We start from the raw sequence: 24205 nt of genomic DNA on the forward strand, positions 1-24205 counted from the left end.
CCCCCGGGGCACCGGGCCGGACGATCCTCACGGCGCCGCGGGCGGCCGGGCGGAGCGGGTGTCGTACCGCAGCAGGGCCGGAACGCACAGGGACACCACCACGACCAGGACCGCGCAGGCCACACCGCCGCCCACCCAGGACACGGTGGCGCCGGTCATCGCGGCGGTCGCCCCGGCGCGCAGGTCGCCGAGCCGCGGCCCGCCCGCCACCACGACGACGAAGACGCCCTGCATGCGGCCGCGCATCTCGTCCGGCGCGTACGTCTGCAGCATCGTCTGCCGGAACACCGCCGAGATCAGGTCGGCCGCCCCGCCGACGGCCAGCAGCAGCACCGCCAGCCACAGGCTGTGGGCCAGCCCGGCGGCGGCCACGGCCACCCCCCACACGAAGATCGCGGCGACCAGCGCCAGGCCCTGCCGGTGGACGCGCTCGATCCAGCCCGACAGCAGCCCGCCCAGCATCGAGCCGATGGAGATCGCGGCGAACAGCCAGCCCACCGCCTCCGCCCCGCCGAAGCGGGTCTCGGCCAGTTCGGGGAACAGCGCGCGGGGCATGGCCACGCCCATCGCGATGATGTCCACCACGAACGACATCAGCAGCACGGGCTGGGTCGCCAGGTAGCGCAGGCCCTCGGCCACCGAGCGCAGGCCGGGGCTGCCGGTCCGCTCGCCCAGCGGCGGGATGGGCGGCAGCCGCAGCGCGGCGTACAGCCCGACGGTGAACAGCACCGCGTCCAGGGCGTAGGCGGCCGAGTAGTTCCAGTGGGCCAGGATGTACCCGGCCGCCAGCGGCCCGGCCAGCATCCCGATCTGGCTGGCGGTGAAGTTGAGGGTGTTGGCGGCGGCCACCCGTTCCTTGTCCACCAGCCGGGGGATGATCGCGCCGCGGGTGGGCGAGGCCACCGCGAACCCGGAGGCATGCACCGCCACCGTCGCCATGATCAACGCCAGGTTGTGCACGCCCAGCAGCGCCTGGGCCAGCAGCAGCAACGTGGCCACCCAGGTCACGCAGGAGGCCGCCAGCAGCAGCCGGCGGCGGTCCACATGGTCGGCGACGGCGCCGCCCCACAGGCCGAAGACGATCAGCGGCACCAGGTTGACCAGGCCGAGCACCCCGACCCAGAACGAGGAGCCGGTCATGTCGTACACCTGCACCGGCACCGCCACGGCCGTCACCTGGAAGCCCAGGAACGACACGGCCTGCCCCAGCCAGAGCCGCCGGTAGGCGGCGTGGCCCAGCGGCCGGGTGTCGATGGCCAGCCGCCGCCACCGGCCGGGTGTCATGACCTTGGAGGGTTTTGAGACCTGTTCGGATGTCACGGACAGAGTCTCTCGATGACCCACCGCCCGCTTGGGGCGACCCCTCCCGTTTCCTCCCTGCGGTAGCGGATGCGGTCGTGCATGCGGTCGGGGCGCCCCTGCCAGAACTCGATCTCCTCGGGGACCACCAGGTAGCCGCCCCAGAAGGGCGGCACGGGCACCTCCTCAGCGCCCGCCACGACGGCCGGATCCGGCCATTTTTCGGCCAGTTCGGCGTACCGGGCGTCCAGTTCCTCCCGGGAGCCGACCACCGCCGACTGATGACTGGCCCAGGCGCCGACCTGCGAGCCGTACGGCCTGCTCCGGAAGTAGGCGGCGGAGTCCTCCTCCGACAGCCGGCGCACCGGACCGGTCACCCTGACCTGCCGGTGGATCGCGTGCCAGGGAAACACCAGCGCGGCACGGGGGTTGGCGGCCAGCTCTCGTCCCTTACGCGAAGTGTGGTTGGTGAAGAACCGGAATCCATCGATTCCGTACCCTTTGAGGAGAACGAGCCGTGCGCTGGGCACCGCGTCGGCCGAGGCGGTGGCCAGGACCATCGCGTTGGGCTCGGGCAGACCGGCCGCCAGCGCGTCGGTGAACCACGCGGCGAACAGGTCGACCGGCTCGCCGGGCAGGTCGCCGGGAAAGGAGGAACGGACCGTCCCGTTGCCCTCGTAGGCGCTGCGGAGACGGGCCGGATCAGGGTTGTGCTGCACAGTGGCAGAGCCTCTCACCTGGGCGTTGTGCGTCTTGTGGGGACCTGGGTACTGAGCGGTAATGACGACAGGGTTCAATGAACCAACACCGCCTTATCACTCTTGGGGACGAAAGGCAGGACGAACATGTCCGACTTCAAACCCGGTCTTGAGGGGGTCGTGGCCTTCGAGACCGAGATCGCGGAACCGGACAAGGAGGGCGGCGCCCTGCGCTACCGGGGCGTCGACATCGAGGAACTCGTCGGCCGCGTCTCCTTCGGCGACGCGTGGGGCCTGCTGGTGGACGACGGCTTCGACCCGGGGCTGGCCCCAGCGGACCCGCACGTGCTGCCGTCCCGCTCTGGCGACGTCCGGGTGGACGTGCAGGGCGCGCTGCCGGCCCTGGCCACCGCCTACGGTATGCGGCCGCTGCTGGACATCAGCGACGAGGAGGCCCGCAACGACCTGGCCCGCGTCTCGGCGCTGGCGCTGTCGTTCGCGGCCCAGTCCGCCCGCGGCATCGACCTGCCGATGGTCCCGCAGCAGCGGGTCGACGAGGGCCGTACGATCACCGAGCGTTTCATGATCCAGTGGCGCGGCGAGCCCGACCCCCGCCATGTCAAGGCCATCGACGCCTACTGGGTCTCGGCCGCCGAGCACGGCATGAACGCCTCCACCTTCACCGCCCGCGTCATCGCCTCCACCGGCGCCGACGTGGCCGCCAGCATCTCCGGCGCGATCGGCGCCATGTCCGGCCCGCTGCACGGCGGCGCGCCCGCCCGGGTACTGCCGATGATCGAGGAGGTGGAGCGCACCGGCGACGCCCGCAAGGTGGTCACCGACATCCTCGACGGCGGCGGCCGGCTGATGGGCTTCGGCCACCGCGTCTACCGGGCCGAGGACCCCCGCGCCCGGGTGCTGCGCCGCACCGCCAAGGAGCTGGGCGCCGCCCGCTTCGAGGCCGCCAAGGCCCTGGAGGACGCCGCGCTGTCCATCCTGCGCGAGCGCCGCCCCGACCGGGCCATCGAGACCAACGTCGAGTTCTGGGCCGCGGTCATGCTGGACCTCGCCGAGGTCCCGCCCGCGATGATGCCCGCCATGTTCACCTGCGGCCGTACCGCCGGCTGGGCGGCCCACATCCTGGAGCAGAAGCGCACCGGCCGCCTGGTCCGCCCCAGCGCCCGCTACGTCGGCCCCGGCTCCCGCCCCATCACCGAGGTCGCCGGCGCCGACGACGCCCTCAAGCGCAACGCCGACTGACCCGCCGTTCCGCGGAACGCCCCCCGGCCCCCGCGGAACGGGCCGGGCGATCCCCCGTCGTCCGGCCCGGACATCCGATCCGTCATGGCGGCCCGCCGGTGCTCGACCGGCGGGCCTCGCCATGCGACGGCACCCCGGCCTCGCCATGCGGTGGAGCCCCGGCCGGTTCGAGGCCGGGCATCAGCAGGTCCTCCACGGGCGGCGCGGCGAACACCTCCGCCACCCGGGCGCGCAGCCGGGCCCGCCGGTCCGGGTCCGCCAGGCCGTCGAGAACCGCGAGCAACTCCCCGGTGTCCCGCGCGGCCGGCACCAGCCCGGCCCGCGCCATCCGGCGGACCCCGTCCCGCCCGTGCCCGGCGATCGGCCGGTGGGAGACCACCGGCAGCCCGGCCGCCAGCGCCTCCAGGCAGGTCAGCCCGGCGGCGTTGTCGACCAGCGCATACGCGGCGGCCATCAGTTCCGGCAGGTCGGTCCGCCAACCCAGCGCGTCCAGGCCCGCCCCCGCCAGCCGGTCCCGCAGCGCCTCGTTGCGCCCGCACAGCACGATCGGCATGTAGCGGCCGGAGCCGGCCAGCGCACGAGCGGTCTCCTCGACCTCGCCCACTCCCCACGCGCCCGCCGCCACCAGCACCGGCCGTGTGCCGTCCCGGCCGCGGACCGGCCGGGCGGGAACGGGCGCCGCGCGCCGGAACTCCGGCCGGACCACCGGCGCGTACCGGCGGGCCGGACGGCCGGTCGCCGCCGACACCGCCCGTGTCACGGCCGGATCCAGGCACAGGTACCGGTCGTTGCCGGGGTGCAGCCACATCCGGTGCACCGCGAAGTCGGTGATCAGCACGGTGCTCGGCACGGTGAGCCCGCCCCGTGCCCGTGACAGCCCGGTAACCTGCGCCGCCAGATGGAAGGTAGAGATCACCTCGGTGCACGGCCCGGCTCGCCGCAGCCGCCGGGCCGCCAGGGCGGCCAGCGGCCCCGCCCCGGGCGACCGCGCGGACAGGAAGAACCTCCGGTAGATCAGCTCGTACAGCCACGGGCAGGCCCGCACCGTCCAGCGGTACCAGCCGCGCAGGACCCGGCCCAGCCCGAGGGGCAGCAGGTCGAGCACGTCCACGACCCGGGCCTCGGCCCCGGCCGCGGCCAGCCGGCGGGCCAGCTCCACGGCCACCCCGTCGTGGCCCGCCCCCATGCCCGCGCTGAGGATGAGGAAACGCCGTCCCCGGTCCCCGGCCCGGGCGCCGTCGTCACACAGACTCGATGTCATGAATCGCCTGCCCGTCGCCGTCGGCCTCGCCGGGCTCGCGCTGGCCCACGCGGGGCCGGCCGCGACCTGGCTGCCGTCCGTCCGCCGGCGGCTGCCGGCGCTGGCCGGGGTGGGCCGCCCCGATCACGTCGCCCTGACCTTCGACGACGGGCCCGATCCGCACTCGACGCCACGGTTCCTGGACGCCTTGGCGCGGTCGGGCCGGCAGGCCACCTTCTTCGTCCTCGGGGAGATGCTGCACCGCCACCCGGAGCAGGCCCGGCGCCTCACCGCCGCGGGCCACGAGCTCGGGGTGCACGGCTGGCGGCACCACAACGCCCTGGTCACCGCGCCAGGCCGGGTGACGGCCGACCTGCGGCGGGCCGTCGGCCTCGTCACCGCGCTCACCGGCGCCCGCCCGGTCTGGTACCGGCCGCCGTACGGGGTGCTGAGCGCCGAGGCCCTGCTGGCCGCCCGCGCCCTCGGGCTGCGGCCGGTGCTGTGGACCGCCTGGGGCAGGGACTGGACCGCCGAGGCCACCCCCGCATCCGTGCTGGCCGCCCTGCGCCCGGATCTGCGCGGCGGGGCGACCGTGCTGCTGCATGACTCCGACTGCACCTCGTCCCCCGGCTCCTGGCGGTCGGCGCTCGGCGCTCTGCCGGATCTGATCGGGCAGTGCCGAGCCATAGGGCTGGACGTGGGCCCGCTGCGCGACCACGGAGTCGGCCGGGCCCGGTGATCCCTCCCCCGGCCATCCGTTCCCGGGGGCGCCGAACGGCAAACGGGGCCGTCCGGCGGCCACCGGTTCACCACGAAAGGCCAGGTCGGCGAATGTGGGATGTGCCGCGGCCATGGCGGGTAAGGCGGATCGCATGGACATCGCGGGACACGCGGTGGGCATCATCATCACCTTGATGGCCGCCTGCCTGCTGGGCATCGGCTTCGTCTGCCAGCAGCACGCCGCCTACCAGGAGCCGCTGCGGGAGGTCCTGCACATCGAGCTGATCCTGCATCTGATCCGCAAGCCGGTGTGGCTGCTCGGCATCGCCCTGATGATCGGCGGGCAGGTGCTGAGCACGGTGGCGTTCTCGATGTCCGGCGTGACCGCGGTCGAGCCACTGCTGGCCATGACCCTGGTGTTCGCGCTGGTCTTCGCCCACCTCATCTACCGGGAGAGCTTCACCCTGGCGGCCTGGTGCGGGGCGGTCCTGGTCTGCGCCGGGGTCTCCACGTTCCTGCTGTTCGGGCAGCCGCACGACGGCGCCCGGGTGCCGGAGGCCTCGCTGCGCTGGCTGGCGGCCGGCCTCGTGGTGATGGCGGCGGCGACGCTGGTCGCGCTCGGCCGGCGGCTCCGCCTCATCCCCCGGGCGATCCTGTTCGCCTCGGCGGCCGGGATGCTCTACGGCGTGCAGGACGTGCTGACCCGCGCCTCGCTGGAGATCGCCGGGCGGGGCCTGGGCGCTCTGTTCGTCACCTGGCACCCCTACGCCCTGGTCGCGGTGGGCGCCACCGGCCTGCTGCTCGCGCAGAGCGCCTTCGACATGGCCCCGCTGCAGGTGTCGCTGCCGGCGAGCACCGCGGCCGGACCCGTCACCGGGATCGTGCTGGCGGTCGTCATCTTCTCCGAACGGCTGGTCGTCACCCCGGTGGCCCTGACCGCCGAGATCCTGGGGCTCATCGCGATGGTGACGGGCATCCTCGTGCTCGGCCGCTCGCCCATCCTCACCAAGAAGAAGACCGAGGTGGCCGCGGGTTCGGAGGCCCGCCTGCCATGATCGCGGTCCTGCTGGCGCTGGTCGCCTCCCTCTGCAACGCGACGGCCTCGGTGCTGCAGCGGCGCGGGACGCTGGCGGTCCCGGAAGGCGCGGGCCCGCTGCTGTTCGCCCGGACGCTGCTGCGCCGGCCGGTCTGGCTGGCCGGGATCGCCGCGCTGATCGGCGGCTTCGTGCTCCAGGCCGCCGCGCTGGGGTTCGGCGGACTGTCCCTGGTGGAGCCGCTGCTGGTGATGGAGCTGCCGTTCACGATGCTGATCATCGCCCTGTTCTTCAGGGCGCGACTGTCGGCGCAGACCTGGCTGGCCACCGTCGCCATGACGGCGGGCCTGGCCGGTCTGCTGGTCGCCGCCGCTCCGGGCGCCGGGATCTCGGCGCCCGCCACGGCCGACTGGGTGCTCGCCGCGCTGGGCGTCGCCTGCGCGATCGCGGCGATGCTCGTGGCGGCGTGGCTGGTCCGCGGCAGCCGCCGGACCGTGCTGCTGGGCGCCGCCACCGGGGTCGGCTTCGCCTTCACCGCCGCCCTGATGAAGGGCAGCACCGGCATCCTGAAGTCGGACCCGGTCCAGGCGCTGACCTCCTGGCAGCCCTACGCGATGGTGGCCACCGGGCTGTTCAGCCTGATGCTGCTCCAGGTCACGTTGCACAGCGGGACCCTGGTGGCGGCGCAGCCGCCGCTGACCATCATCGACCCGGTGGCGAGCATCATCCTGGGCGCGCTGCTGTTCGACGAGCCCATCCGTGCGGGTCCGTGGATCGCCCTGGAACTCGTGGGCGTCGGGCTGATCGTGTACGGGGCCATCGAGATCTCCAGGACCCCGGCCTTCCACGGCGCGGCCGTCCCCCTCGCGGAGTGAGCGCGCCCGGCCGTACCCGGTCAGCGGGTTCCGGCCGGGCAGCCCTCATCCTGGACGGCGCCGTTGACCAGGCGGCCGCAGACGGCGACGGCCTGCTGGGTGCCGTCGGGGCGGACGGACATCAGCAGGACGGGCTTGTCGGGGACCTGGTGGCCCTGGGATCTGGGGCCGAAGCGCAGCAGGCCGGTGGCGCCCTGCGGCTGGGCGCCCTCGTACGGCTCGGTGAGGGCGGCCAGCACGGCGGCGGCCGTGGGGAGCGTCCCGGCCTGGTCGCCGTAGATCCGCTCGGTGATGCCGATGATGGTGCGGGCGGCGTCGTAGCCGAGCGCGGCGTGGGTCATGGACGGCCGCTCGTTGGCGGGGGCGTCCTCGCCGACCAGGTCCTCCAGCAGGGGGCCGAAGGCGCTGTAGAAGACCTGGAGGGGCTCGTCGCCGACCCATTTGGGTTCCCACGCCTCGCGGGCGGCCAGCGGGGTGTAGTAGAGGCGGATGGAGTCGGTGCTGCCGATCTCGACGCTGTTGTCGCTGACGTACTTGGTCACCTCGTCCCCGGCGAGCACGATGCGGCGCCCGCCGCAGGAGGTGTTGGCCAGCCGGTTGATGAACGAGCGGAACTCGTCGGAGCGGCCCGCGTAGTAGAGGACCGGGGCCGGGTCGGCGCACGCCTCCTGCACCCTGGCCGGGACCTGCACGGCGTCGGTGTAGGGGAGCATCCGGACGTTGCCGCGCCCGAACTCCCTGGCGAAGTCCTGGGCCAGGTTGCTGCTGTACAGGTCGTCGGGGGCGGCGTCGTAGAACACGTCGGCCCTGGTGACGGGCTGCCCGGTGGTGCCCAGCCGGCCGCTCTTGGCCCAGTGGGCGGCCAGCGCGGCCAGCCGGGCGTTGGGCGGGGCGAGGCGGAAGAAGTACGGGGAGAAGCCGCCGCGCTGCCGGCCGGTGTCGTCGTAGGTGTTGGTCGTCCCGATCATGGGCAGCGCCGCCCGGGACAGCACCTCGATGGCCTCCTGGGTCTTGCGCCTGCTGTGCCCGAAGCCGCCGACCCCGACGATCGTGCGGTCCCTGACGGCCAGTTCGCGGATGCGCTCGGCGACCTCAGGGGCGTAGCGGAAGCGGGAACCGGCGTTGGCGAGCAGGATGCGCAGCAGCGGCTGGCCGCCGTCGTTGTGCCGCTGCTGGGCGATCGCCAGCCCGGCCAGCTCGCCGTGCACCCCGGCTTGCAGGTCGGCCTGCGGGTTCTTGGTGGCGGGGTCGTTGGTCAGGGCGGTCAGGAAGACGAGCGTGACGTACGGCTTGCCCGAGGCGATCACGTCCCGGTTGAGCTTCTCGATGCGGTCCTGGACGCCCGCCAGCCGCCTGCTGAAGGGGTAGGAGCCGTCGGTGATCCCTACGCACTCACCGTTGGCGGCGTGCCAGACCGTGCGCGGGTCGCAGTACCGGACGCTCTGCACCACGATCACCCCGACGGACGCGGCCAGCACAGTGCCCGCCACCAGCCACGGCATCACCGGATGCGCGAGCCACGGGCGCCGGCGGGCGGGCAGCCGGTGCGCCGACCGGCCGTCGCCCGCGGACAGGTCGACCGGCACGTCCCGGGCGTAGCCCAGGGCGATGGCGCGCCGTCGGTCGTCCCAGTAGTCGGAGTACGCCTGCCGTACCTCGCCCAGGTCGGCCAGCTCGGCGCGGGTGGGGTGCACCCGCACCTGTTCGGCCAGCCGCCGCACCTCCTCGGCCGGACCGAGGCAGGCGGCGATCACCAGGGGGTCGAACGCGATCCGCGCCGAGACCCGCTCCGGCCGCATCCGGTCGCGTTCCCGCAGCTCCCGCTCTGACAGGACGGCGCCGGGCGGCCGGGACGTTTCCAGCCGCTCGGCCCGCACCTGCTCGACCAGCTCGATGAAGCGGCGGGCCACCCCGTCGCCGTAGGCGTCCAGGATCACGGTCGGGTAGCGCACCCGCGCCCAGGTCACCCGCCGCCAGCTGCGCCGGTACCCCTGGCGCAGGTCCTCCAGGAACGCCGCGATCAGCAGCTTGTCCAGGTCGTCCTCGGGACCGGGCCGCCCGTCGGGGCCGGGCGCGGGCGGCGCCGGCCGGTAGACCAGGTCCACCGCGAAGGCCAGGAAGCCGCCGCCGAGCGGCTCGGGCCGGTGCGGGCCCGGCGGGAGGTTGCGCCCGTACCGCTGCCGGGCGAACCAGCGGTAGCGTCGCCGCCCGGCCCAGTCCCAGGTGATGATCCCGGCCTGCCCGGCGATGGCGGCCGCCCCGGCCATCGCGGTCACCATCGCCGCCGCCAGATCCAGGGTGCTGGCCGCGGTGGCACTGATCAGGGCCACCACCGCCACCCCGATCGGGGCGGCCTGCTCCAGGTAGGTCAGCACCGAGGCGAGCTTGTCGCGCTGCCCGCCCCGGCCGGGCAGCACCCGCTGGCGGCGCAGCCGGATCCCGGCGGCCAGCACCCGGCGCGGCGTCCCGTCGGCGGCACGTTCCCGCAGCCGGGCCGCCAGCTCCCAGTCGTCGGCCTCGTGCGGGGGATGCGGGGGCGGACTGCCGCTGGCCGGCAGTTGCAGCCGCTTGGCGCGCAGCGACTGCAGCCACAGCGCCATGCTCAGCAGCTGGAAGCGCAGCGGCGGCTCCATCCGGGGGCCGCTCTCGGAGAGCTGGTGGGCGATGTCGCGCAGCAGGTCGGCGATGTCGGAGCTGGGACGTTCGGCGTGCACACGGGCGTACAGGCCGCCGTCGGAGCGGCAGTCGGCGGCCAGCCGGTCGGCGGCCCAGTCCTGCCAGGCGCCGGCGTCGGCGGCCAGCAGCAGCGGGCGCAGCCGGTCGCCCGCCCGGAACGCGGGCCGCCGCCGCATCTGCCGCAGCACCGCCACCAGCTGCCGGGATCGGGCGTCACCGTGCGGCGGCGCACCCTGCTCGACCCGCTCCGCTGCCACCCGTCCACCTCCTGCCGCGCCAGGCCTTTGACACCCCGGCGCCCGACTATGTAATCGGTCAAGTCGGCTTTACGGAAGGCCACGCACGCCTTTGCCCGCCAGGGGCTCCGGACTCCCGGCAACCCCTCGGTGAGGGTTTGCCATCATGGGCGCGTGACGCACTCCCCTCCCTATGACGCCGGTGCCGGGGACTTCGATGACCCCAACGGTGATCATCTGCGCGAAACCGGTCCTCAGGAGCCGCGTCACGACGGGCGGGACGCGCCGGACCGGCCGCTTCCGGACGAGGCCGACGAGGAGGCCGACGACGCCCGGTCCCGTGCGGCCGAGCTGGCGGAGCTGCGGCGTTACGAGGCCGAACGCGAGGACAAGCGGCGGCGCCGGGACTCCGCCTCGCGCAAGGCGGTCGCCTGGATCGTGGCGGTGGCGCTGGCGTTCCTGCTGTACGACTCCGGCGGGGCGCTGGCGCGGGGAACCTCCGAGGACGGGCCCTGGACGGCGCACGCCGTGCTGGCCGGGCTGGCGGCGCTCGGGCTGCTCGGGCTGCTGGTGGCGGGGATCCGCGCGCTGCGCCGCAGATGAGACGTTCATCTCACGATCCGGACGCGCTGTGAGTTCGATCTCCCAGGTCAACTAAGGTGTGTCGAGTGACCGACATCGCCATCCCCGAAGATCTCAAGCCCGCAGACGGCCGTTTCGGATGCGGTCCGTCCAAGGTCCGTCCCGAGCAGCTGCGCGCGCTCGCCGAGTCGGGCAGCGCCTACCTGGGCACCTCGCACCGGCAGGCGCCGGTCAAGTCGCTGGTCCGCCGGGTCCGTGAGGGGCTGGCGGAGCTGTTCTCGCTGCCCGAGGGCTACCAGGTGCTGCTCAGCAACGGCGGCACCACCGCGTTCTGGGACGCCGCCGCCTTCGGCCTGGTCCGCGACAAGTCGCAGCACCTGACGTTCGGCGAGTTCTCCAGCAAGTTCGCCAAGGTGACCAAGGGTGCCCCGTGGCTGGCCGACCCGTCGGTCATCTCCGGTGACCCGGGCACGCACCCGCTGCCGCGGGCCGAGGAGGGCGTGGACGTCTACGCCCTGACCCACAACGAGACCTCCACCGGCGTCGCGATGCCCATCGAGCGGGTCGGCGACGCGGGCTCGCTGGTGCTGGTGGACGCCACGTCCGGGGCCGGCGGCCTGCCGGTGGACGTCGGCCAGACCGACGTCTACTACTTCGCGCCGCAGAAGTGCTTCGCCTCCGACGGCGGGCTGTGGGTGGCGCTGGCGTCGCCGGCCGCGCTGGAGCGGATCGAGGAGATCGCCGCCTCCGACCGGTACGTGCCGGAGTTCTTCAACCTGAAGACGGTCGTCGACAACTCCGCCAAGGACCAGACCTACAACACGCCCGCGGTGGCGACCCTGCTGATGTTCGCCGAGCAGATCGAGTGGATGAACGGGCAGGGCGGCCTGGCCTGGACCACCTCGCGCACCGCCGACTCCGCGCAGCGGCTGTACACGTGGGCGGACAAGACCTCCTACACCACGCCGTTCGTGGCCGACCCGGCGCAGCGGTCCCAGGTGGTCGGCACGATCGACTTCGTCGACACCGTGGACGCCGCCGCCGTCGCCAAGGTGCTGCGCGCCAACGGCATCGTGGACACCGAGCCGTACCGCAAGCTCGGCCGCAACCAGTTGCGCATCGGCATGTTCCCGGCCATCGACCCGGCCGACGTGGAGGCGCTGACCGCCTGCATCGACCACGTCGTCGAGCGGCTCTAGCCGCATCCGTCCCCAAGGGCACCCCGCCGGCGTCGGCGGGGTGCCCTTCGCGGTGACGGTCATGTCGCCGCCCGGCCTGTCTTCCTTCCTTCAACGCCCGGCAATCGCTTAACTACCTTCCGTAGTGATCCGGTGTCGGCGCGTCCGTCTCCGGTTCTTCGGCGAAGCCTCGTGAGGATGGGAAGACGTACGTGACCAGCACCTGGAGAAAGGCGGTCGCCGGCGCGCTCGTGGCGGCCGGCGTCCCCTGCGTCATCGCCGCGCCACCGGCCTCGGCATCCGCGCTGGACCGCTTCGAGCGGTTCCGCATCACTCGGTTCCTCGGCGAGCAGCGGCTGCCGCACCGGATGTCCTTCGAGGGCACCACCGTCGGGGGCCTGTCCGGCATCGACTACGACCCCACCACCAGGAACTGGTACTTCATCTCCGACGACCGGGGGCGCCACAACGCCCCCCGCTTCTACCGCGGCCGCCTGGACATCCACCCGGAGACCGGGGCGTTCGCCGGGGTGCGAATGACCGAGGTGACGACCCTGCAGCGGCCGGACGGCCACCGGTACGCCCCGCACGGCAGGCCCCGGTCGGCCGACCCGGAGACGATCAGGTTCGACCCATGGTCGCGGCGCGTGGTGTGGGGCAGCGAGGGCGACCGGCCGGACGCCGCCAACCCGCACATCCCGCTGACCCAGCCGTTCGTCCGCTGGAACGGCAAGGACGGCCGGCACCTGCGCGAGCTGCAACTCCCCTCGAACCTGCTGCTGAGCACCGCCGGCCACGGCCCCCGGCGCAACTACTCGATCGAGGGCCTGGCCCTGGCCCCGCGCTTCATCGCGGTCATGCAGGAGGGCCCCGGCTACGAGGACGGCCCAGTGCCGACCGTCGAGCACGGCGCCACCACCCGCGTCACCCTGTGGGACCGCTGGCCACGACGGCGCCTGTACGCGCAGTACGCGTACCGGCTCGACCGGCTACCCGCCGCGCCCCGGCCGGCCGGCGGCTCCCACGACAGCGGCGTCTCGGAGATCCTGGCGATCGACAACCACCGCTACCTCGCGCTGGAGCGCTCCTGGATCCAGGGCGTCGGCTACCGGGCCAAGCTGTACGAATTCGACACCCGGGACGCGACGAACGTGCTGGCCAAGGACAGCCTCGCCAAAGGCCGCGGGTACCGGCCGGTCACCAAGCGGCTCGTCCGCGACCTCGGCTCGTTCCGACGGCCCGTGCAGAACCTGGAGAGCCTGTCGTGGGGCCCGCGCCTCAGGTCCGGCGAGTGCACCCTGCTCATCGGATCCGACGACAACTTCGACCGCCAGGAGGTCACTCAGTTCCTGCTGTTCGCCGTGCGGGGGCTGCGGGGCTGCCCGTGACCGGCCCCCGGCCGGCCGGCGGAGTCAGGAGACGGCCGCGAACCCGCCGGTGCCGTCGCCGGCCGGGCGCCGGTGGACGGCGTGCCGCAGCCCGGCCCGGTCCCGGTCGCGGTCGGCGTCGGTGAACCCGGCCCAGACCCGCTCGTCGAGGTCGCCGGGCCGCGCGGTGGGCAGGAACCCGGCGCGGGCCCGGACGCCCGGCGCGGGGTGCCGGCCGATCTCCAGGTAGGTGCCCTCGCGCAGCATGACCGCGGAGGCGAACTCCACCGCGGTGTGCTGCCGCACCTCGCGGAACCAGCGGGGATTGGACGCCCAGTACATGTTCCGCTCGGTGTCCACCGCCACCGCCAGCGGGCTCAGCGCAGCCCGGGCCAGGTGCACCCGGTCCGGGCGGGCCCGGTCGACCCACGCCAGCGCGGCCCGGCCGACCAGCGCCGACAGGACCTCGGTGATCGCCGCCAGGTCCTGCCGCCCGGCCAACGCCCGGAAGATCGCCTCGCCGCCGGTGCCGTCCCGGCCCGCAGGCGTCCCGAACCGCTCGCCCAGCGCGGCGGCCTCGACGTCTCCGCCATGGGCGGCCACGATCCCGGCCCCGGGACCGGGCACCACCAGCGGACCGGCCTCCTCCCGGGCCGGGACGGCCCAGCCGGTGTGGCCGAGCGCGATCGGGGCGTGGTCCAGCAGCGGCAGCAGCGGCTCCGGGCGCCACACCCGGCCGAACCCGCCCCGGCCCCGCACGATCCGGCAGCCGTCGACGCTGAGGTCGCCGAGTCCGGGGGGCACGGGGGCGCCGCAGGTCACCGGGCGGCCGGTGAACAGCGCCACCCCGCACGAGCCGCCGCCCCGCTCCTCGGCCAGCGTGCCGAGGACCACGAAGGCGTCCGAGGCCCTTTCCGGGTGCGCCGCCGAGGGCGAGCGCAGCAGCCCGAACAGTCCGCACATGCCAGATGAGACGCCGTGCCGGCGGGGCCGGTTCGCCTCCGGACGGGCCCGCTTCCCGGCCCGGCACCATCGGACGGCAAATAAGCTGCAAGGGTGAACCGCCCACCCCGCTGGCTGTTGCCCACCGTCCTGACCGTCCTGGTCCTCGTCGTGATCATCGGTGCGCTGATCGGCTGACCGGCGGGTCCGCGGGACGTCCCGCGCTCCCGGATCGTCCTGGCGGGCCATCCCGCCGACCGGCGGCTCGTTCCGCCGAAGGATGCCCGCCCGCCGGCGATCGGAAATGATCGAGGGATGAGGGGGACAAGGGGGATGAGGTTGCGCATAGGGGTCGCGGCGGCGCTGCTCGCCGGTCTGTCGGGCGTGCTGGCCGCCCCCGGCGCACGGGCCGGGACGGTACGGGACGACGACGCCACCCGGGCCTTCACGATCACCGATCCGCGCATCACCGAGTCCAGCGGGCTGGCGGTCAGCAGGCAGCACCAGGGCGTGGTCTACACCCACAACGACTCCGGCGGCTCCCCCCTGATCTTCGCGATCGGCCCTGACGGCCGCACCCTGGCCACGTTCACGCTGGCGGGCGCCACCGCCCGCGACTGGGAGGGCATGGCGATCGGCGAGGACGAGCAGGGCCGCCCGGCGCTGTTCGTCGCCGACATCGGCGACAACCTCGGCGGCGCCTGGCCGTACGTCACCGTCTACCGGGTGCCGGAGCCGTCCCGGCTGCGCGACCAGACGCTGCGGGCGACCGCGTTCCGGCTCAAGTACGAGGACGGGCCGCGCAACGCCGAGACCGTCATGATCAACCCGCGCACCAACCGGTTGTACATCGCCAGCAAGCTGTTCTCGGGCGCGCTCTACGAGGCACCCGCCCGGCTGCGCGCCACCGGGTTCAACACGCTGCGCCGGGTCGGCCGGGTCCCGGCGCTGGCCACCGACGGGGCGTTCGCGCCCGACGGGCGGTCGCTGGTGATCCGCACGTATTTCTCCGCCCAGGTGTACTCCTTCGACGACGACGCCGCGGAGAAGACCAGGCCGCTGCGCAAGGTGGGGCTGCCCGGCCAGGAGCAGGGCGAGTCGATCGCCTACTCGGCCGACGGGCGGTCACTGCTGGCCGGGTCCGAGGGCACCCGGCAGCCGGTGTGGAAGGTCCCGCTGCCCGACCGGGCCAGGCCCACCCCGACCCCCTCCCCCGCCGCCTCCGGCGGGCGGGAGAAGGACGACGAGCCGAACGAGCGCAACGTGGGCCTGGTCCTGGTGGCCGGCATCGCGCTGGCGGTCGGCTACGGCATCCTGCGGCGACGGTCCTGACCGCCCTGGCCGCCCTGGCCCCCCTGACCACCCTGATCGCCCTGACCGCGGCGCGCGAGTGAGGTATCCGACCGTGAAGTCGGCGGCGCGAACGGCGTCGCACATGTCAGGATCAGGGACTGTGCAACCTGAGCTCGTCGGCCAGTCCTGGACGGGGCCCGCGGGGCGGCGACGCCCGGTCGGCGGCGGACCGTTCACCGTGGCGGCCCTGGGAGTGGCGCTGCTGCCGATCCGGCCCGCCTGGCTGTGGGCGGTCCTGATCGCCGCCGTCTCGGCGGTGCCCTGGCTGCTCGGCGCGGTCCGCCCGCGCCGCCGGAGCCCGTACTGGCGGCTCTCGCCGGCCGGGCTGGAGCAGATCGGCCCGGACGGACGGGTCGTCACCGGCTACGCGCGCGAGCGCATCGAGGAGCTGGCGCTCACCGCCGAGGACGGCTACCTGACCGTCTTCCACAAGTTCGGCCGCGCCCCGGTCGGCGAGCTGGCCTGGATGGGCTTCGAACCGCTGGCGTTCTACGTGACCGCGCGGCGGCTGGGGCTGCCGATGCGGGTGCTGGACGGCGACGCCGGGCGGCTGGCGGACTCCGGCTTGGCCCCGGCCGACCGGCCGTCCCCCGACCACACCGCCGAGGCGCGGCTGCTGGCCCAGGAGGCCGATCTGCTGGCCGCCGCGCACGAGCCCCGGCCGGTGCTCCCCGAGCGCCGGCCGCCCGCCCGGCTGAACGCTCCCCCGCCGGTCCCTGGCCGTGCCAGGGCGACCGCGCTGGGCGTGCTGGTCGCCGTGCTCGGCGCCCTGATGGTGGCCCGGACGGCGGTGGACTCGCCCGCCGGTCCCCCGCTGCCGGCGCGGCTGGCGGCGGCCGGCTGGACGCTGGCCGCTCTGGTGGCCCTGTACGCCACGCATCGCAGGCTGTTGCGCGAACGCCCGGTCCGCTGGACGATCACCTCCGGCCGGCTGGTCGTGCACCGCGGGCGCGCCCGGCGGCCCCGGCGTGGGGACCGCGGCCGGCGGGTGCACGCCGCCGACATCGCCGCGCTGGTGGTCGGCCCCGGCGTCCGGGTGGATCCGGTGACCGGGGCGCCTGGCGCCTGCCCGCTGGCGGTGCTGGCCTTCGACCACCGGATGGGACTGCTGGCCCGGCTGCCGGCCGACGGGCTAGAGGAGTTCCAGCTCGTCCACGAACTGCACGAGCGCGGCTACCGGGTGATCACCCCGGGCGCACGGGCGCCCCGCCCCTCCGGCTACGGTCTGGATGGGCTGCCGGAGGTCTTCGCCCAAGTCCCCGGAGGCCGGCTGGTGGTCACCGACGACGGGCTGGGCTGGGCGGACGCGGCCGGCGAGGTGGTGCTGCGGATGCCCGAGGACCGCATCGGCGGCATCGAGCTGCTGACCATCGACGGGCACGCCTGGCTGCGGCTGCACGACACGGCCGGCGAGGAGTTCTTCTCCGCTCCGCTGTCGGCGCTGCGGATCTCCCGTACCGACCTGCGGGAGCAGGCGCGCAAGGCGGGGCTGCCGGTCACCGACGCCGAGTACGACGCCTACCTGTCGGCCGCCTTCCACAGCGCCGTGGAAGCCATGGCCGGCCCGTCCAAACCCGCCGCCGACGAGGCAGCGCCGGACGACGACGGGCCCGGGGTGCTGCTGGACGCCACCCGCCGCTCCCGCGTCGGCACCTACCTGCTGAGCGTGGTGATGTGCGAGGTCGTCGCGGTGCTCGGCGCGCTGTGGGTGGGCGACGACCTGGGCGGCCCCCTGCCGACCCTGGGCTGGGCGGCCCCGGCCGGGCTGCTGATCGGCCTGGCCGGCTACTGGATCTACGACCGCAACCGCGACCAGCTCCAGGTCTCCCCCACCGGCATCGCGGTGGTCAGCCGGCGTGGCCGGGTCGCCTGGAACCTGACCCGCGGCACCGTCGGCGGCATCGGCATCGACGACTCCGTCGAACGCGTCCCCCGCCTGGTCGTCTGGAGCCCCGCGGGCCGCGTCCTGCGCCAGGTCTCCTTCCCTCCCGACCTGGACGAGCTACGCCGCGCCTGCGAACGCTACGGCCTCCCCTGGGGCCCACCCGACGCCGACCGCACCACACCCCCACCCCCGGAGCTGTGATCAGCCGACTGCGTCGGCCACCGAGCAACTTGTGTACACAATGTGCACTATCAAGATAGAGTCAGCACATGGACTCCGTTCCTCTCCGCGAAGCTCGTAACCGCCTTGGCAAGATCTGCACGGCCGCCGCACACGCAGGCACCGTGACCGAGATCACCCGCCATGGTGGCGATCCTGTCGTGGTCATCCCGCGCAGCGCCTATGAAGAACTGCAGCGACTGCGCCGTGCCGATGTCGAACGGCAGACTCGAGAGGCCGCCGAGTACCTCCGGCGCGGCGAGATTCCGCCCGGCACCGAACGTGTCACCCGCGAGGACCTGATGGCCAGCATTGCCGACAACGGAGCCGACAACGGCATGGACAGGCAGGAGCGTGCCTGATCACCTGCTGTACGCCTATGGCATACGGCGAGAGGTGGCCGGATTTCCAGCACACATCCGCCGTGCCGCGGAGCTGGCGATTCTGGGCCTTCTGGATGATCCGGTTCCTCCGCATGCCAAGCCGTTCATCGAAGATCTCGGCCACGCGAGCTATGAACTGCCCACCGAATACGCCACGATCTACTACCTCGTCATCGACGACACCGTCATGATCACGAAGGTGCTGCCCAACACCTGACCCGACCGATGACGCGGGCGATGGCGAACCCTATGCCGGCGCGCCGGCTGACACCGGTGACGAGGGCCGCCCGGCCGTCCAGTACTTGATCGTTCCGCACGGCCGGGACGATACCCGGAACGGGCCGGGTCGGCAGCGGGTCACTTGCGCTCGAAGCGGCGCAGGCCCTGGTCGGCGCGCCATAGGTCGATGTCCAGGTGGTCGCCCGCGACGCGGGTGAGGACGACCTCGTGGATGTCGGCCCTGAAGAAGTGGGAGTCGGCGAACTGGGCCGCGTCGAGGCCGCGGGCCTGGAACATGGCCTCCAGCTCGGCGCGGTCGGTGACCTCGATGGCGTGGCCGGAGAACTTGGCGTCGCCCGGCCAGGCCGACGGGTCGTCCGGGGGCGCAACGGAGGCGCTGTGCAGCGCGAACCTGGGGTCGCGCCGCAGGTCGAGGGCCTTGAGTGCGCCGGGCATCGAGCCGAACCACAGCTCGTCGCCGACAAAGTCGGCCTCGATGCCACTGATCCGCGGCGATCCGTCCCTGCGCAGGGTCGCGATCGTCTTGTGCTTGTGCGCGTCCATCAGCTCGCGCACCTTCCCGGCGAACTCGGGCGCCGACTCGGTGACCTCTCGCCAGCTGGCCATAGGGCTCCTCTCCAGTCATGACGAAGCTCCCAGCCTGCCAGCGGGGTGTGACAAAATCGCCCGGCGACCGGGGGCGCCATCAGCTCAGCGGCCAGGTGTTGATGATCTCGTAGCGGAAGCCGGGATAGTTCTTGCCCGGCAGGTGGCTGCGGACCAGGTGGACCGCGTCGGCGGTCCAGGTCGCCCCAGCGTAGGCGGACAGTTCCTCGACCAGCGGGCGCATGTCGGTGGGGCGGCGGCTGCGGGCCAGGGTGAGGTGGGGGCGGAAGCCCTTGTGCTCGCCCAGCGGCGCCCCGGCGCGGCGCCCGGCGGCGTTCACCGAGGCGGCCAGCCGGGTCAGGACACCGCGGTCGCCGTACACGCCCGTCCACAGCACGCGGGCGTGCGCGCCGCCGCTGGGGAAGGCGCCCGCCCCGGCGAACGACAGCTCGATCTTCGGATAACGCCCGGCGGCGCGCTCCAGCCGGGGCAGCAGCCGGGCGATGGTGCGCTCGTCGGTCTCGCCCAGGAAGGCCAGCGTGATGTGCATCATGTCGCGGCTGATCCACTTCAGGTCCGGCCAGGACGCCCGGTACGACTCCAGCAGCCGGTCGAGCTCGTCCAGGACGTCCGGCGGCGGCACCAGCGCCACGAACAGCCTCATAGGCGGATCCGAAAGGCCACGGACCCAGCATCCCAGCCGAAAAGGCGAGTTGTCATGTCCGTAGCGGGTCCGTTACCCGTACGAGGCGATCGCGCGGGCGTGCGCGCCGAGCACATGGGCGAACAGGCTCGGCATCCGGGTGCCGTCCCCGGCGTCGGGCAGCACGTCCGGGGTGAGCGTCCAGTCGGTGCCCACCCACGAGTCGGCGATGGTGCCCTCCGACGATGGCAGGTTGTTGCACGCCTGCCGGACCCGCAGCGACCGCACCGACTCGCCCGCCGGCGTGTCGGTCTCCACCAGCAGCACCGGTACGCCCACCAGCGGCCCGTCCTCCACCAGCCGCAGCAGATGGTGGGCGTCCTCGCCGTCCAGCGCGGCACCGGCGTCCATGATCACCGCCAGCCGCACCGGCGGGCCGGCGGCCAGCCCGGCGGGCACCTCGGTCTCGTCGCCGCCGACCCCGCGCAGGTCCACCAGGTCCAGCAGCCCGCGCAGCCGCGCGCCGGCAGCAGGGCCGGTGGCCACCCCACCGCCGAGCAGGCCCGCCGTGGTGGCCGGGTCGAAGCCGTTCAGCCAGCCCGCGCCCGACAGCCCGGAGGCGTCGATGACCTCCAGCCCCACCAGGCCAGGCGGGACCGCCGCCAGGAAACGGGTGATCAGCGACCAGGCGTAGGCGGCCGAGTCGCCGGGCAGCGCGCCGCGCGAGACCCACACCCCGCGCCGCCACGGCACCCGCAGCACCAGCGGCACCCGCAGGTCGGGCAGCTCGGCGACCGTCAGCCCGCCGAGCAGCACGCCCTCGGCGATGTCCTCCCGGGGCTGCCAGGTCAGCCAGGACGGCCCGGTGAACGGGGCGACCTCGGCGCTCACCTGCGCCTCCACCCCGGCCAGCTCGCCGGACAGCTGGGCCGCGTCGGAGCCGAGCCGGTCGGCGGCCGCCGCCATCAGCTCCTGGAAGCGGCCGTGCGGCGCCCGCCCGGCGATCTCGTCGTTGCGGATGTTCAGCGCGTGCTCGGTGGCCGACCGGTAGGCCGACAGGGAACGGCTAGCGTCCTCCCACACCAGCCAGCACCGCTCGACGTACCCCACCTCGGAGCCGGCGGGCTGCGCGGGCGGGGGCGGCGGCGCGGCCCCGCCGGGCGCCGCGGCGCCCACCGCGGGGCCGGGCGGCGGCGCGGCCGTGGGCTCGCCCGGGTCGTCCACCTCGATGCCGTGCGCGGTCAGCAGCTCGGCCAGGCCGCCCGCGTAGCCCTGCCCGAGCGCCCGCACCTTCCAGCCCTCGCCGCGCCGGTACAGCTCCAGGCCGAGGATGGCCTTCTCGGGGCCGAGGTCCAGCACCGTGAAGATCGCCAGCGTGCCGCCGTTGTCGGCGGTCAGCTGCAGCTGTGGAGGCGGCACCGCGCCGAAGGAGACCGCCCCCGTCAGGCTCACCAGGATCAGGACCGCCTGCGCGTCGGCCGGCACCGCGTCCAGGTCCACGTCAATGCGCTGCCCGCCGCCGGCCTGCGACCAGCGCACCCCGAGGCCTTGCGGGGCGTTGTAGAACACCAGGTCGGCCTCGGAGCGCGCACGCAGGTCGGAGCCGACGGTCAGGGCGCTGACATCGACCGGGACGGCGCACGACACGGTCGCGGCCACCCGGCGGGCGGGCAGCGGGGCGTTGGCCCCGCGCGGCAGTTCGGCCATCGTAGGCGTCGGCTCCCGGTCCGGGACGGTCAGGCGTGGGCGGCGATGGCCGGGAGCATGTCCTGGAAGGTACGGCCCTGGGCGGGCTCGCCGATGGCGTTCATCTTCCAGCCGTTGCCGTGCCGGTACAGCTTGGCCATCACCATCCCGGTGTGGGCGCCACCGCCGGTCAGCGTGTAGCGGGCCATCTCCGCGCCGTTGCTCTCGTCCACCAGCCGGCAGAAGGCGTTCTCGACCTCGTTGAAGGTCTGCCCGTTGAAGGAGCTGACCGTGAACACCAGCGAGGTCACGTGCACCGGCAGCCGGCCCAGGTCCACGATCACCGACTCGTCGTCGCCGTCACCGGCCCCGGTCAGGTTGTCGCCGGTGTGTCGCACCGACCCGTCGTCGCTGGTCAGCTTGCCGAAGTAGATCACGTCCGCCAACCGCCCGTCGGCGAACAGCAGGCAGGAGGCGTCCAGGTCGATCTCCCGCTCCCGGGATCCGAAGAAGCCCTTCTTCTTGACCGCGTCCCAGCCCAGCCCCATCCGCACCATGCTCAGCACGCCGCCGGGCTTCTCCAGGGAGATCCGCTGGCCCTTCTGCAATGACACCGACACGCCGTCGTCTCCTCGTTCGTATTCCGCCATCGGTCCCGGCCGGATGCCGTGGGGGCATCCGGTCCGGGGACACCGGGCAGTTCACAGACTGTCAGTCCGCGCCCGTCGTTGTCAGCCGTTCTGGGCGGAACCTGCGGGCCTGCGCCGAATCGCGCTCCGCAGGGCCGGGCGCAGCGCACCGCGCGGGGCCGCGAGGACGGTCACCGTCAGCGCGGCCAAGGCGGCCACCACACCGCCGACCACGATGCTCAGGCGTGGGCCGAACTGCTCGGCCATCCACCCGACCAACGGGGCGCCCAGCGGGTTGGTTCCCATGAAGACGAACATGTACAGGCCCATGACCCGGCCGCGCATCTCCGGTGCCACGCCCAGTTGGACGGTGGCGTTGGCGGCGGTGGTGAACGTCATCAACGCCATGCCGGTGGGCACCAGCATCACCAGGAACGACCAATAGGTGGGCATCAGCCCGGTCACCACCTCCAGCACCCCGAACAGCAGCGCCGCCGACAGCAGCAGCCGCAGCCGCGGGCGCACCCGCCGGGCGGCCAGCAGCGCGCCGGCCAGCGCGCCGACCGCGAGCATGGCGGAGGCCAGGCCGAACGAGGACGCGCCGACGCCGAACACCTCGCGGGTGACCAGGGCGGTGGTCATCTGGAAGTTCATGCCGAAGGTGGCCACCAGCCCGACCAGTGTGAGCACCATCACCAGGTCGCGGCGGCCGCGCACGTAGCGCAGGCCCTCGCGGAGCTGTCCCTTGGCACGGGGCACCAGCTCGCCCGGATGCAGTTCCGAGCGCCGCATCGCCGCCAGCCCGAACAGCACGGCGACGTACGAGGCGGCGTTGATCAGGAACACCGGGCCGGTGCCGGCCACGGCGATCAGCAGCCCGGCCACCGCCGGGCCCAGCACCCGCGCGCCGTTGAAACTGGCGCTGTTGAGGGCGATCGCGTTGGGCAGGTTCCGCCTGCCCACCATCTCGTTCACGAACGTCTGGCGGGCCGGGTTGTCGAGGACGGTGGCCATGCCGAGGGCAAACGCCAGCACGTACACGTGCCAGACCCGGGCGGTGCCGGTGATCGCCAGTGTCCCGAGCAGCAGCGCCAGCAGGCCCATCGCGGCCTGGGTGATCATCAGGATGCGGCGCTTGGGGTAGCGGTCGGCCAGCACCCCGCCCCACAGCCCGAACAGCAGCAGCGGCAGGAACTGCAGGCCGGTGGTGATGCCCAGCGCGACGCCGCTGCCGTGGGCGAGTTCCAGCACCAGCCAGTCCTGGGCGACCCGCTGCATCCAGGTCCCGGTGTTGGAGACGACCTGGCCGGCCGCGAACAGCCGGTAGTTGCGGATCCGCAGCGAGCGGAACATCCCGCCGGTGGCGGGTTCGGGCTCCGGCCCGTCCTCGTCCGCCGCCGGCGTCAGGACTTGCTGAGCCGGTCCAGGATCGGCGCCGCCTGGTGCAGGATCTCCCGCTCCTGCGGGGTCAGCTCGCGCAGGCGCTGTGACAGCCACGCCTCCTTGCGGCGACGTTCCTCCTCCAGCAGCCGCGTTCCCCGTTCCGTGACCCGCAGCACCACCTGGCGGCCGTCGGTCGGATGCGGGCTGCGCTCCACCAGCCCCTGCTCCTCCAGCGCGGCGATCACCCGGGTCATCGAGGGGGGCTGCACCCTCTCGTGGTCGGCGAGTTCCCGCGGGGTCATGGACCGGTGGCGTTCCAGCACCGCGAGCACGGCGTGCTGGGACATCGTGAGCCGGGCGGGCTGAGGCGACCCGTCCGGACGGGTCCCGGCGGGAGCGCCGGCGCTCACCGAGCGCAGTCTGCGTGACAGCCGCGCGACGGATATGCGCAGCTCCTCGGCCAGCTCCGGAGTCGTCCCCGGGCCCGGGGACGACTCCGGGCGGGGTGCGTGCTGTGGCGTGTTCATGGTCGTTAGCAGAAGTCATTACTTTGGCTAACGATTACCGGCGGTCCGAGTATTCCGCCGAGACGTCGGCCTTTCGCGTGACTTCGGTGTCCTCCCGCCCACTCGCGTTCCGGACCCTCCATGCTCCCATCGCTGGGAGCTTGCGGGGCACCTCGATAGCCTGGCCTCATGACAAGCCCACGGCGCCCGGACCCCCCTCCGCTGCGGACCGACGACCGGCTGATCGCCGCGGTGGGCTCCGCGGCCTGGGCGATCGCCCTGGTGGTGCTGCTCATCGTGGGCCTGCCCGAGCACGACCGCTGGTGGCTGTGGGTGTGCGCGACCGGTATCGCCATCGGCGGGTTCGGCTACTGGTACCTACCCCGGCTGCATCGTGGCCGCGCCGCCGCCGTCCAGCGCCGCACCGACAGGGGCGCCCGGCAGACGCCCCTTCCCGACCGGCCTTCCGAGTCCGGCACCGCAGACGCGGAAGACGCCGTCGCCGACGAGACCCCCAGAGCCCAGCCCCCGGCCTGACCTCACCCGAAGGCTCCGGTACGACCGCCGCCGGCATCTCGGCGTTCCG

General features: G+C 73.7%; 23 protein-coding genes. 12 read left to right on the forward strand and 11 right to left on the reverse strand.

Annotation, left to right across the window (positions count from 1 at the left end; genetic code table 11):
• Positions 1–27: 27 nt before the first annotated feature.
• Together C4U03_RS36690 and pdxH are read right to left on the reverse strand one after the other, a co-directional pair.
• On the reverse strand, positions 28–1284 hold the full coding sequence (locus C4U03_RS36690) for an MFS transporter (RefSeq protein ID WP_103944407.1): 1257 nt from the start codon (positions 1282–1284) through the stop codon (positions 28–30).
• A 32-nt stretch (positions 1285–1316) separates the two neighbouring features.
• Positions 1317–2018 carry a pyridoxamine 5'-phosphate oxidase gene (gene pdxH, locus C4U03_RS36695; RefSeq protein WP_103944408.1) on the reverse strand — a complete coding sequence of 234 codons (702 nt, stop codon included), beginning with the start codon at positions 2016–2018 and terminating at the stop codon, positions 1317–1319.
• Between the two features lie 126 nt (positions 2019–2144).
• On the opposite strand from pdxH, the gene C4U03_RS36700 reads away from it, so the two are divergent.
• Entirely contained in the window at positions 2145–3257 is a 1113-nt protein-coding gene (locus tag C4U03_RS36700; protein ID WP_103944409.1) for a citrate synthase 2, read from the forward strand.
• Between the two features lie 82 nt (positions 3258–3339).
• Here C4U03_RS36700 and C4U03_RS36705 read toward each other — a convergent pair whose 3' ends face one another.
• Positions 3340–4518 (reverse strand): MGDG synthase family glycosyltransferase, encoded by a 1179-nt coding sequence (locus C4U03_RS36705; RefSeq protein WP_103944410.1) that lies wholly within the window; start codon positions 4516–4518, stop codon positions 3340–3342.
• On the opposite strand from C4U03_RS36705, the gene C4U03_RS36710 reads away from it, so the two are divergent.
• The 3 genes from C4U03_RS36710 (at position 4517) to C4U03_RS40845 (ending at position 7126) form a co-directional block, all read left to right on the forward strand.
• Complete coding sequence (locus tag C4U03_RS36710; RefSeq protein WP_103944411.1) at positions 4517–5236, forward strand: polysaccharide deacetylase family protein; 720 nt, start codon at positions 4517–4519, stop codon at positions 5234–5236. The two genes, C4U03_RS36705 and C4U03_RS36710, sit on opposite strands and share 2 nt — an antisense overlap.
• A gap of 133 nt (positions 5237–5369) precedes the next feature.
• Positions 5370–6272, forward strand: coding sequence for a DMT family transporter (locus tag C4U03_RS36715; protein ID WP_103944412.1), 903 nt, complete (start codon positions 5370–5372; stop codon positions 6270–6272).
• Positions 6269–7126: a DMT family transporter gene (locus C4U03_RS40845; RefSeq protein WP_160147224.1), complete on the forward strand. Its 858-nt coding sequence runs from the start codon at positions 6269–6271 to the stop codon at positions 7124–7126. The genes C4U03_RS36715 and C4U03_RS40845 overlap by 4 nt, the downstream gene beginning before the upstream one ends.
• A gap of 20 nt (positions 7127–7146) precedes the next feature.
• On the opposite strand, the gene C4U03_RS36725 is transcribed toward C4U03_RS40845, so the two are convergent.
• A complete protein-coding gene (locus tag C4U03_RS36725) occupies positions 7147–10059 on the reverse strand; it encodes an ABC transporter substrate-binding protein (protein WP_103944413.1) in 2913 nt (970 codons plus the stop codon).
• A 153-nt stretch (positions 10060–10212) separates the two neighbouring features.
• Here C4U03_RS36725 and C4U03_RS36730 point away from each other — a divergent pair, with 153 nt between their 5' ends.
• From C4U03_RS36730 to C4U03_RS36740, 3 genes are all read left to right on the forward strand, one after another.
• Complete coding sequence (locus C4U03_RS36730; RefSeq protein ID WP_103944414.1) at positions 10213–10641, forward strand: hypothetical protein; 429 nt, start codon at positions 10213–10215, stop codon at positions 10639–10641.
• A 65-nt stretch (positions 10642–10706) separates the two neighbouring features.
• Complete coding sequence (gene serC / locus C4U03_RS36735; RefSeq protein ID WP_200827719.1) at positions 10707–11819, forward strand: phosphoserine transaminase; 1113 nt, start codon at positions 10707–10709, stop codon at positions 11817–11819.
• A 191-nt stretch (positions 11820–12010) separates the two neighbouring features.
• Entirely contained in the window at positions 12011–13186 is a 1176-nt protein-coding gene (locus tag C4U03_RS36740; protein ID WP_235018357.1) for an esterase-like activity of phytase family protein, read from the forward strand.
• A 24-nt stretch (positions 13187–13210) separates the two neighbouring features.
• On the opposite strand, the gene C4U03_RS36745 is transcribed toward C4U03_RS36740, so the two are convergent.
• The gene (locus tag C4U03_RS36745; protein WP_103944416.1) at positions 13211–14128 is read right to left on the reverse strand and encodes a class II glutamine amidotransferase domain-containing protein; all 918 of its coding nucleotides are present in this window, start codon (positions 14126–14128) and stop codon (positions 13211–13213) included.
• Positions 14129–14440: 312 nt separating this feature from the next.
• Here C4U03_RS36745 and C4U03_RS36750 point away from each other — a divergent pair, with 312 nt between their 5' ends.
• The 4 genes from C4U03_RS36750 (at position 14441) to C4U03_RS36765 (ending at position 18164) form a co-directional block, all read left to right on the forward strand.
• Positions 14441–15439: a hypothetical protein gene (locus C4U03_RS36750; protein WP_235018358.1), complete on the forward strand. Its 999-nt coding sequence runs from the start codon at positions 14441–14443 to the stop codon at positions 15437–15439.
• Positions 15440–15560: 121 nt separating this feature from the next.
• Positions 15561–17546 carry a hypothetical protein gene (locus C4U03_RS36755; protein ID WP_103944417.1) on the forward strand — a complete coding sequence of 662 codons (1986 nt, stop codon included), beginning with the start codon at positions 15561–15563 and terminating at the stop codon, positions 17544–17546.
• 68 nt (positions 17547–17614) lie between these two features.
• Positions 17615–17926 (forward strand): type II toxin-antitoxin system Phd/YefM family antitoxin, encoded by a 312-nt coding sequence (locus C4U03_RS36760; RefSeq protein ID WP_103944418.1) that lies wholly within the window; start codon positions 17615–17617, stop codon positions 17924–17926.
• Positions 17919–18164 carry a hypothetical protein gene (locus C4U03_RS36765; RefSeq protein ID WP_103944419.1) on the forward strand — a complete coding sequence of 82 codons (246 nt, stop codon included), beginning with the start codon at positions 17919–17921 and terminating at the stop codon, positions 18162–18164. Before C4U03_RS36760 ends, C4U03_RS36765 begins: the two co-directional genes overlap by 8 nt.
• Positions 18165–18304: 140 nt before the next feature.
• On the opposite strand, the gene C4U03_RS36770 is transcribed toward C4U03_RS36765, so the two are convergent.
• The 6 genes from C4U03_RS36770 to C4U03_RS36795 all read right to left on the reverse strand — a co-directional run bounded on the left by C4U03_RS36770 (position 18305) and on the right by C4U03_RS36795 (position 23640).
• Positions 18305–18793, reverse strand: coding sequence for a pyridoxamine 5'-phosphate oxidase family protein (locus tag C4U03_RS36770; RefSeq protein WP_103944420.1), 489 nt, complete (start codon positions 18791–18793; stop codon positions 18305–18307).
• A gap of 79 nt (positions 18794–18872) precedes the next feature.
• Positions 18873–19436: an RNA 2',3'-cyclic phosphodiesterase gene (gene thpR, locus C4U03_RS36775; protein ID WP_103944421.1), complete on the reverse strand. Its 564-nt coding sequence runs from the start codon at positions 19434–19436 to the stop codon at positions 18873–18875.
• A 72-nt stretch (positions 19437–19508) separates the two neighbouring features.
• Entirely contained in the window at positions 19509–21122 is a 1614-nt protein-coding gene (locus C4U03_RS36780; protein ID WP_103944422.1) for a TerD family protein, read from the reverse strand.
• A 29-nt stretch (positions 21123–21151) separates the two neighbouring features.
• Entirely contained in the window at positions 21152–21721 is a 570-nt protein-coding gene (locus C4U03_RS36785; protein ID WP_103944423.1) for a TerD family protein, read from the reverse strand.
• Between the two features lie 111 nt (positions 21722–21832).
• Complete coding sequence (locus C4U03_RS36790; RefSeq protein WP_103944424.1) at positions 21833–23083, reverse strand: MFS transporter; 1251 nt, start codon at positions 23081–23083, stop codon at positions 21833–21835.
• A 50-nt stretch (positions 23084–23133) separates the two neighbouring features.
• Positions 23134–23640: a MarR family winged helix-turn-helix transcriptional regulator gene (locus C4U03_RS36795; RefSeq protein WP_103944425.1), complete on the reverse strand. Its 507-nt coding sequence runs from the start codon at positions 23638–23640 to the stop codon at positions 23134–23136.
• A 168-nt stretch (positions 23641–23808) separates the two neighbouring features.
• On the opposite strand from C4U03_RS36795, the gene C4U03_RS36800 reads away from it, so the two are divergent.
• The gene (locus tag C4U03_RS36800; protein WP_103944426.1) at positions 23809–24156 is read left to right on the forward strand and encodes a DUF2530 domain-containing protein; all 348 of its coding nucleotides are present in this window, start codon (positions 23809–23811) and stop codon (positions 24154–24156) included.
• Positions 24157–24205: the final 49 nt, after the last annotated feature.

It is taken from the genome of Thermomonospora echinospora, from assembly GCF_900108175.1.
GTDB lineage: Bacteria > Actinomycetota > Actinomycetes > Streptosporangiales > Streptosporangiaceae > Thermomonospora > Thermomonospora echinospora.

Coding starts and splice junctions, on each gene's coding strand:
- C4U03_RS36690 (WP_103944407.1), bottom strand. CDS start 1,284: ATGACACCCGGCCGGTGGCGGCGGCTGGCCATCGACACCCGGCCGCTG.
- C4U03_RS36700 (WP_103944409.1), top strand. CDS start 2,145: ATGTCCGACTTCAAACCCGGTCTTGAGGGGGTCGTGGCCTTCGAGACC.
- C4U03_RS36710 (WP_103944411.1), top strand. CDS start 4,517: ATGAATCGCCTGCCCGTCGCCGTCGGCCTCGCCGGGCTCGCGCTGGCC.
- C4U03_RS36705 (WP_103944410.1), bottom strand. CDS start 4,518: ATGACATCGAGTCTGTGTGACGACGGCGCCCGGGCCGGGGACCGGGGA.
- C4U03_RS36715 (WP_103944412.1), top strand. CDS start 5,370: ATGGACATCGCGGGACACGCGGTGGGCATCATCATCACCTTGATGGCC.
- C4U03_RS40845 (WP_160147224.1), top strand. CDS start 6,269: ATGATCGCGGTCCTGCTGGCGCTGGTCGCCTCCCTCTGCAACGCGACG.
- C4U03_RS36745 (WP_103944416.1), bottom strand. CDS start 14,128: ATGTGCGGACTGTTCGGGCTGCTGCGCTCGCCCTCGGCGGCGCACCCG.
- C4U03_RS36750 (WP_235018358.1), top strand. CDS start 14,441: ATGAGGTTGCGCATAGGGGTCGCGGCGGCGCTGCTCGCCGGTCTGTCG.
- C4U03_RS36760 (WP_103944418.1), top strand. CDS start 17,615: ATGGACTCCGTTCCTCTCCGCGAAGCTCGTAACCGCCTTGGCAAGATC.
- C4U03_RS36770 (WP_103944420.1), bottom strand. CDS start 18,793: ATGGCCAGCTGGCGAGAGGTCACCGAGTCGGCGCCCGAGTTCGCCGGG.
- thpR (WP_103944421.1), bottom strand. CDS start 19,436: ATGAGGCTGTTCGTGGCGCTGGTGCCGCCGCCGGACGTCCTGGACGAG.
- C4U03_RS36780 (WP_103944422.1), bottom strand. CDS start 21,122: ATGGCCGAACTGCCGCGCGGGGCCAACGCCCCGCTGCCCGCCCGCCGG.
- C4U03_RS36790 (WP_103944424.1), bottom strand. CDS start 23,083: ATGTTCCGCTCGCTGCGGATCCGCAACTACCGGCTGTTCGCGGCCGGC.
- C4U03_RS36795 (WP_103944425.1), bottom strand. CDS start 23,640: ATGAACACGCCACAGCACGCACCCCGCCCGGAGTCGTCCCCGGGCCCG.
- C4U03_RS36800 (WP_103944426.1), top strand. CDS start 23,809: ATGACAAGCCCACGGCGCCCGGACCCCCCTCCGCTGCGGACCGACGAC.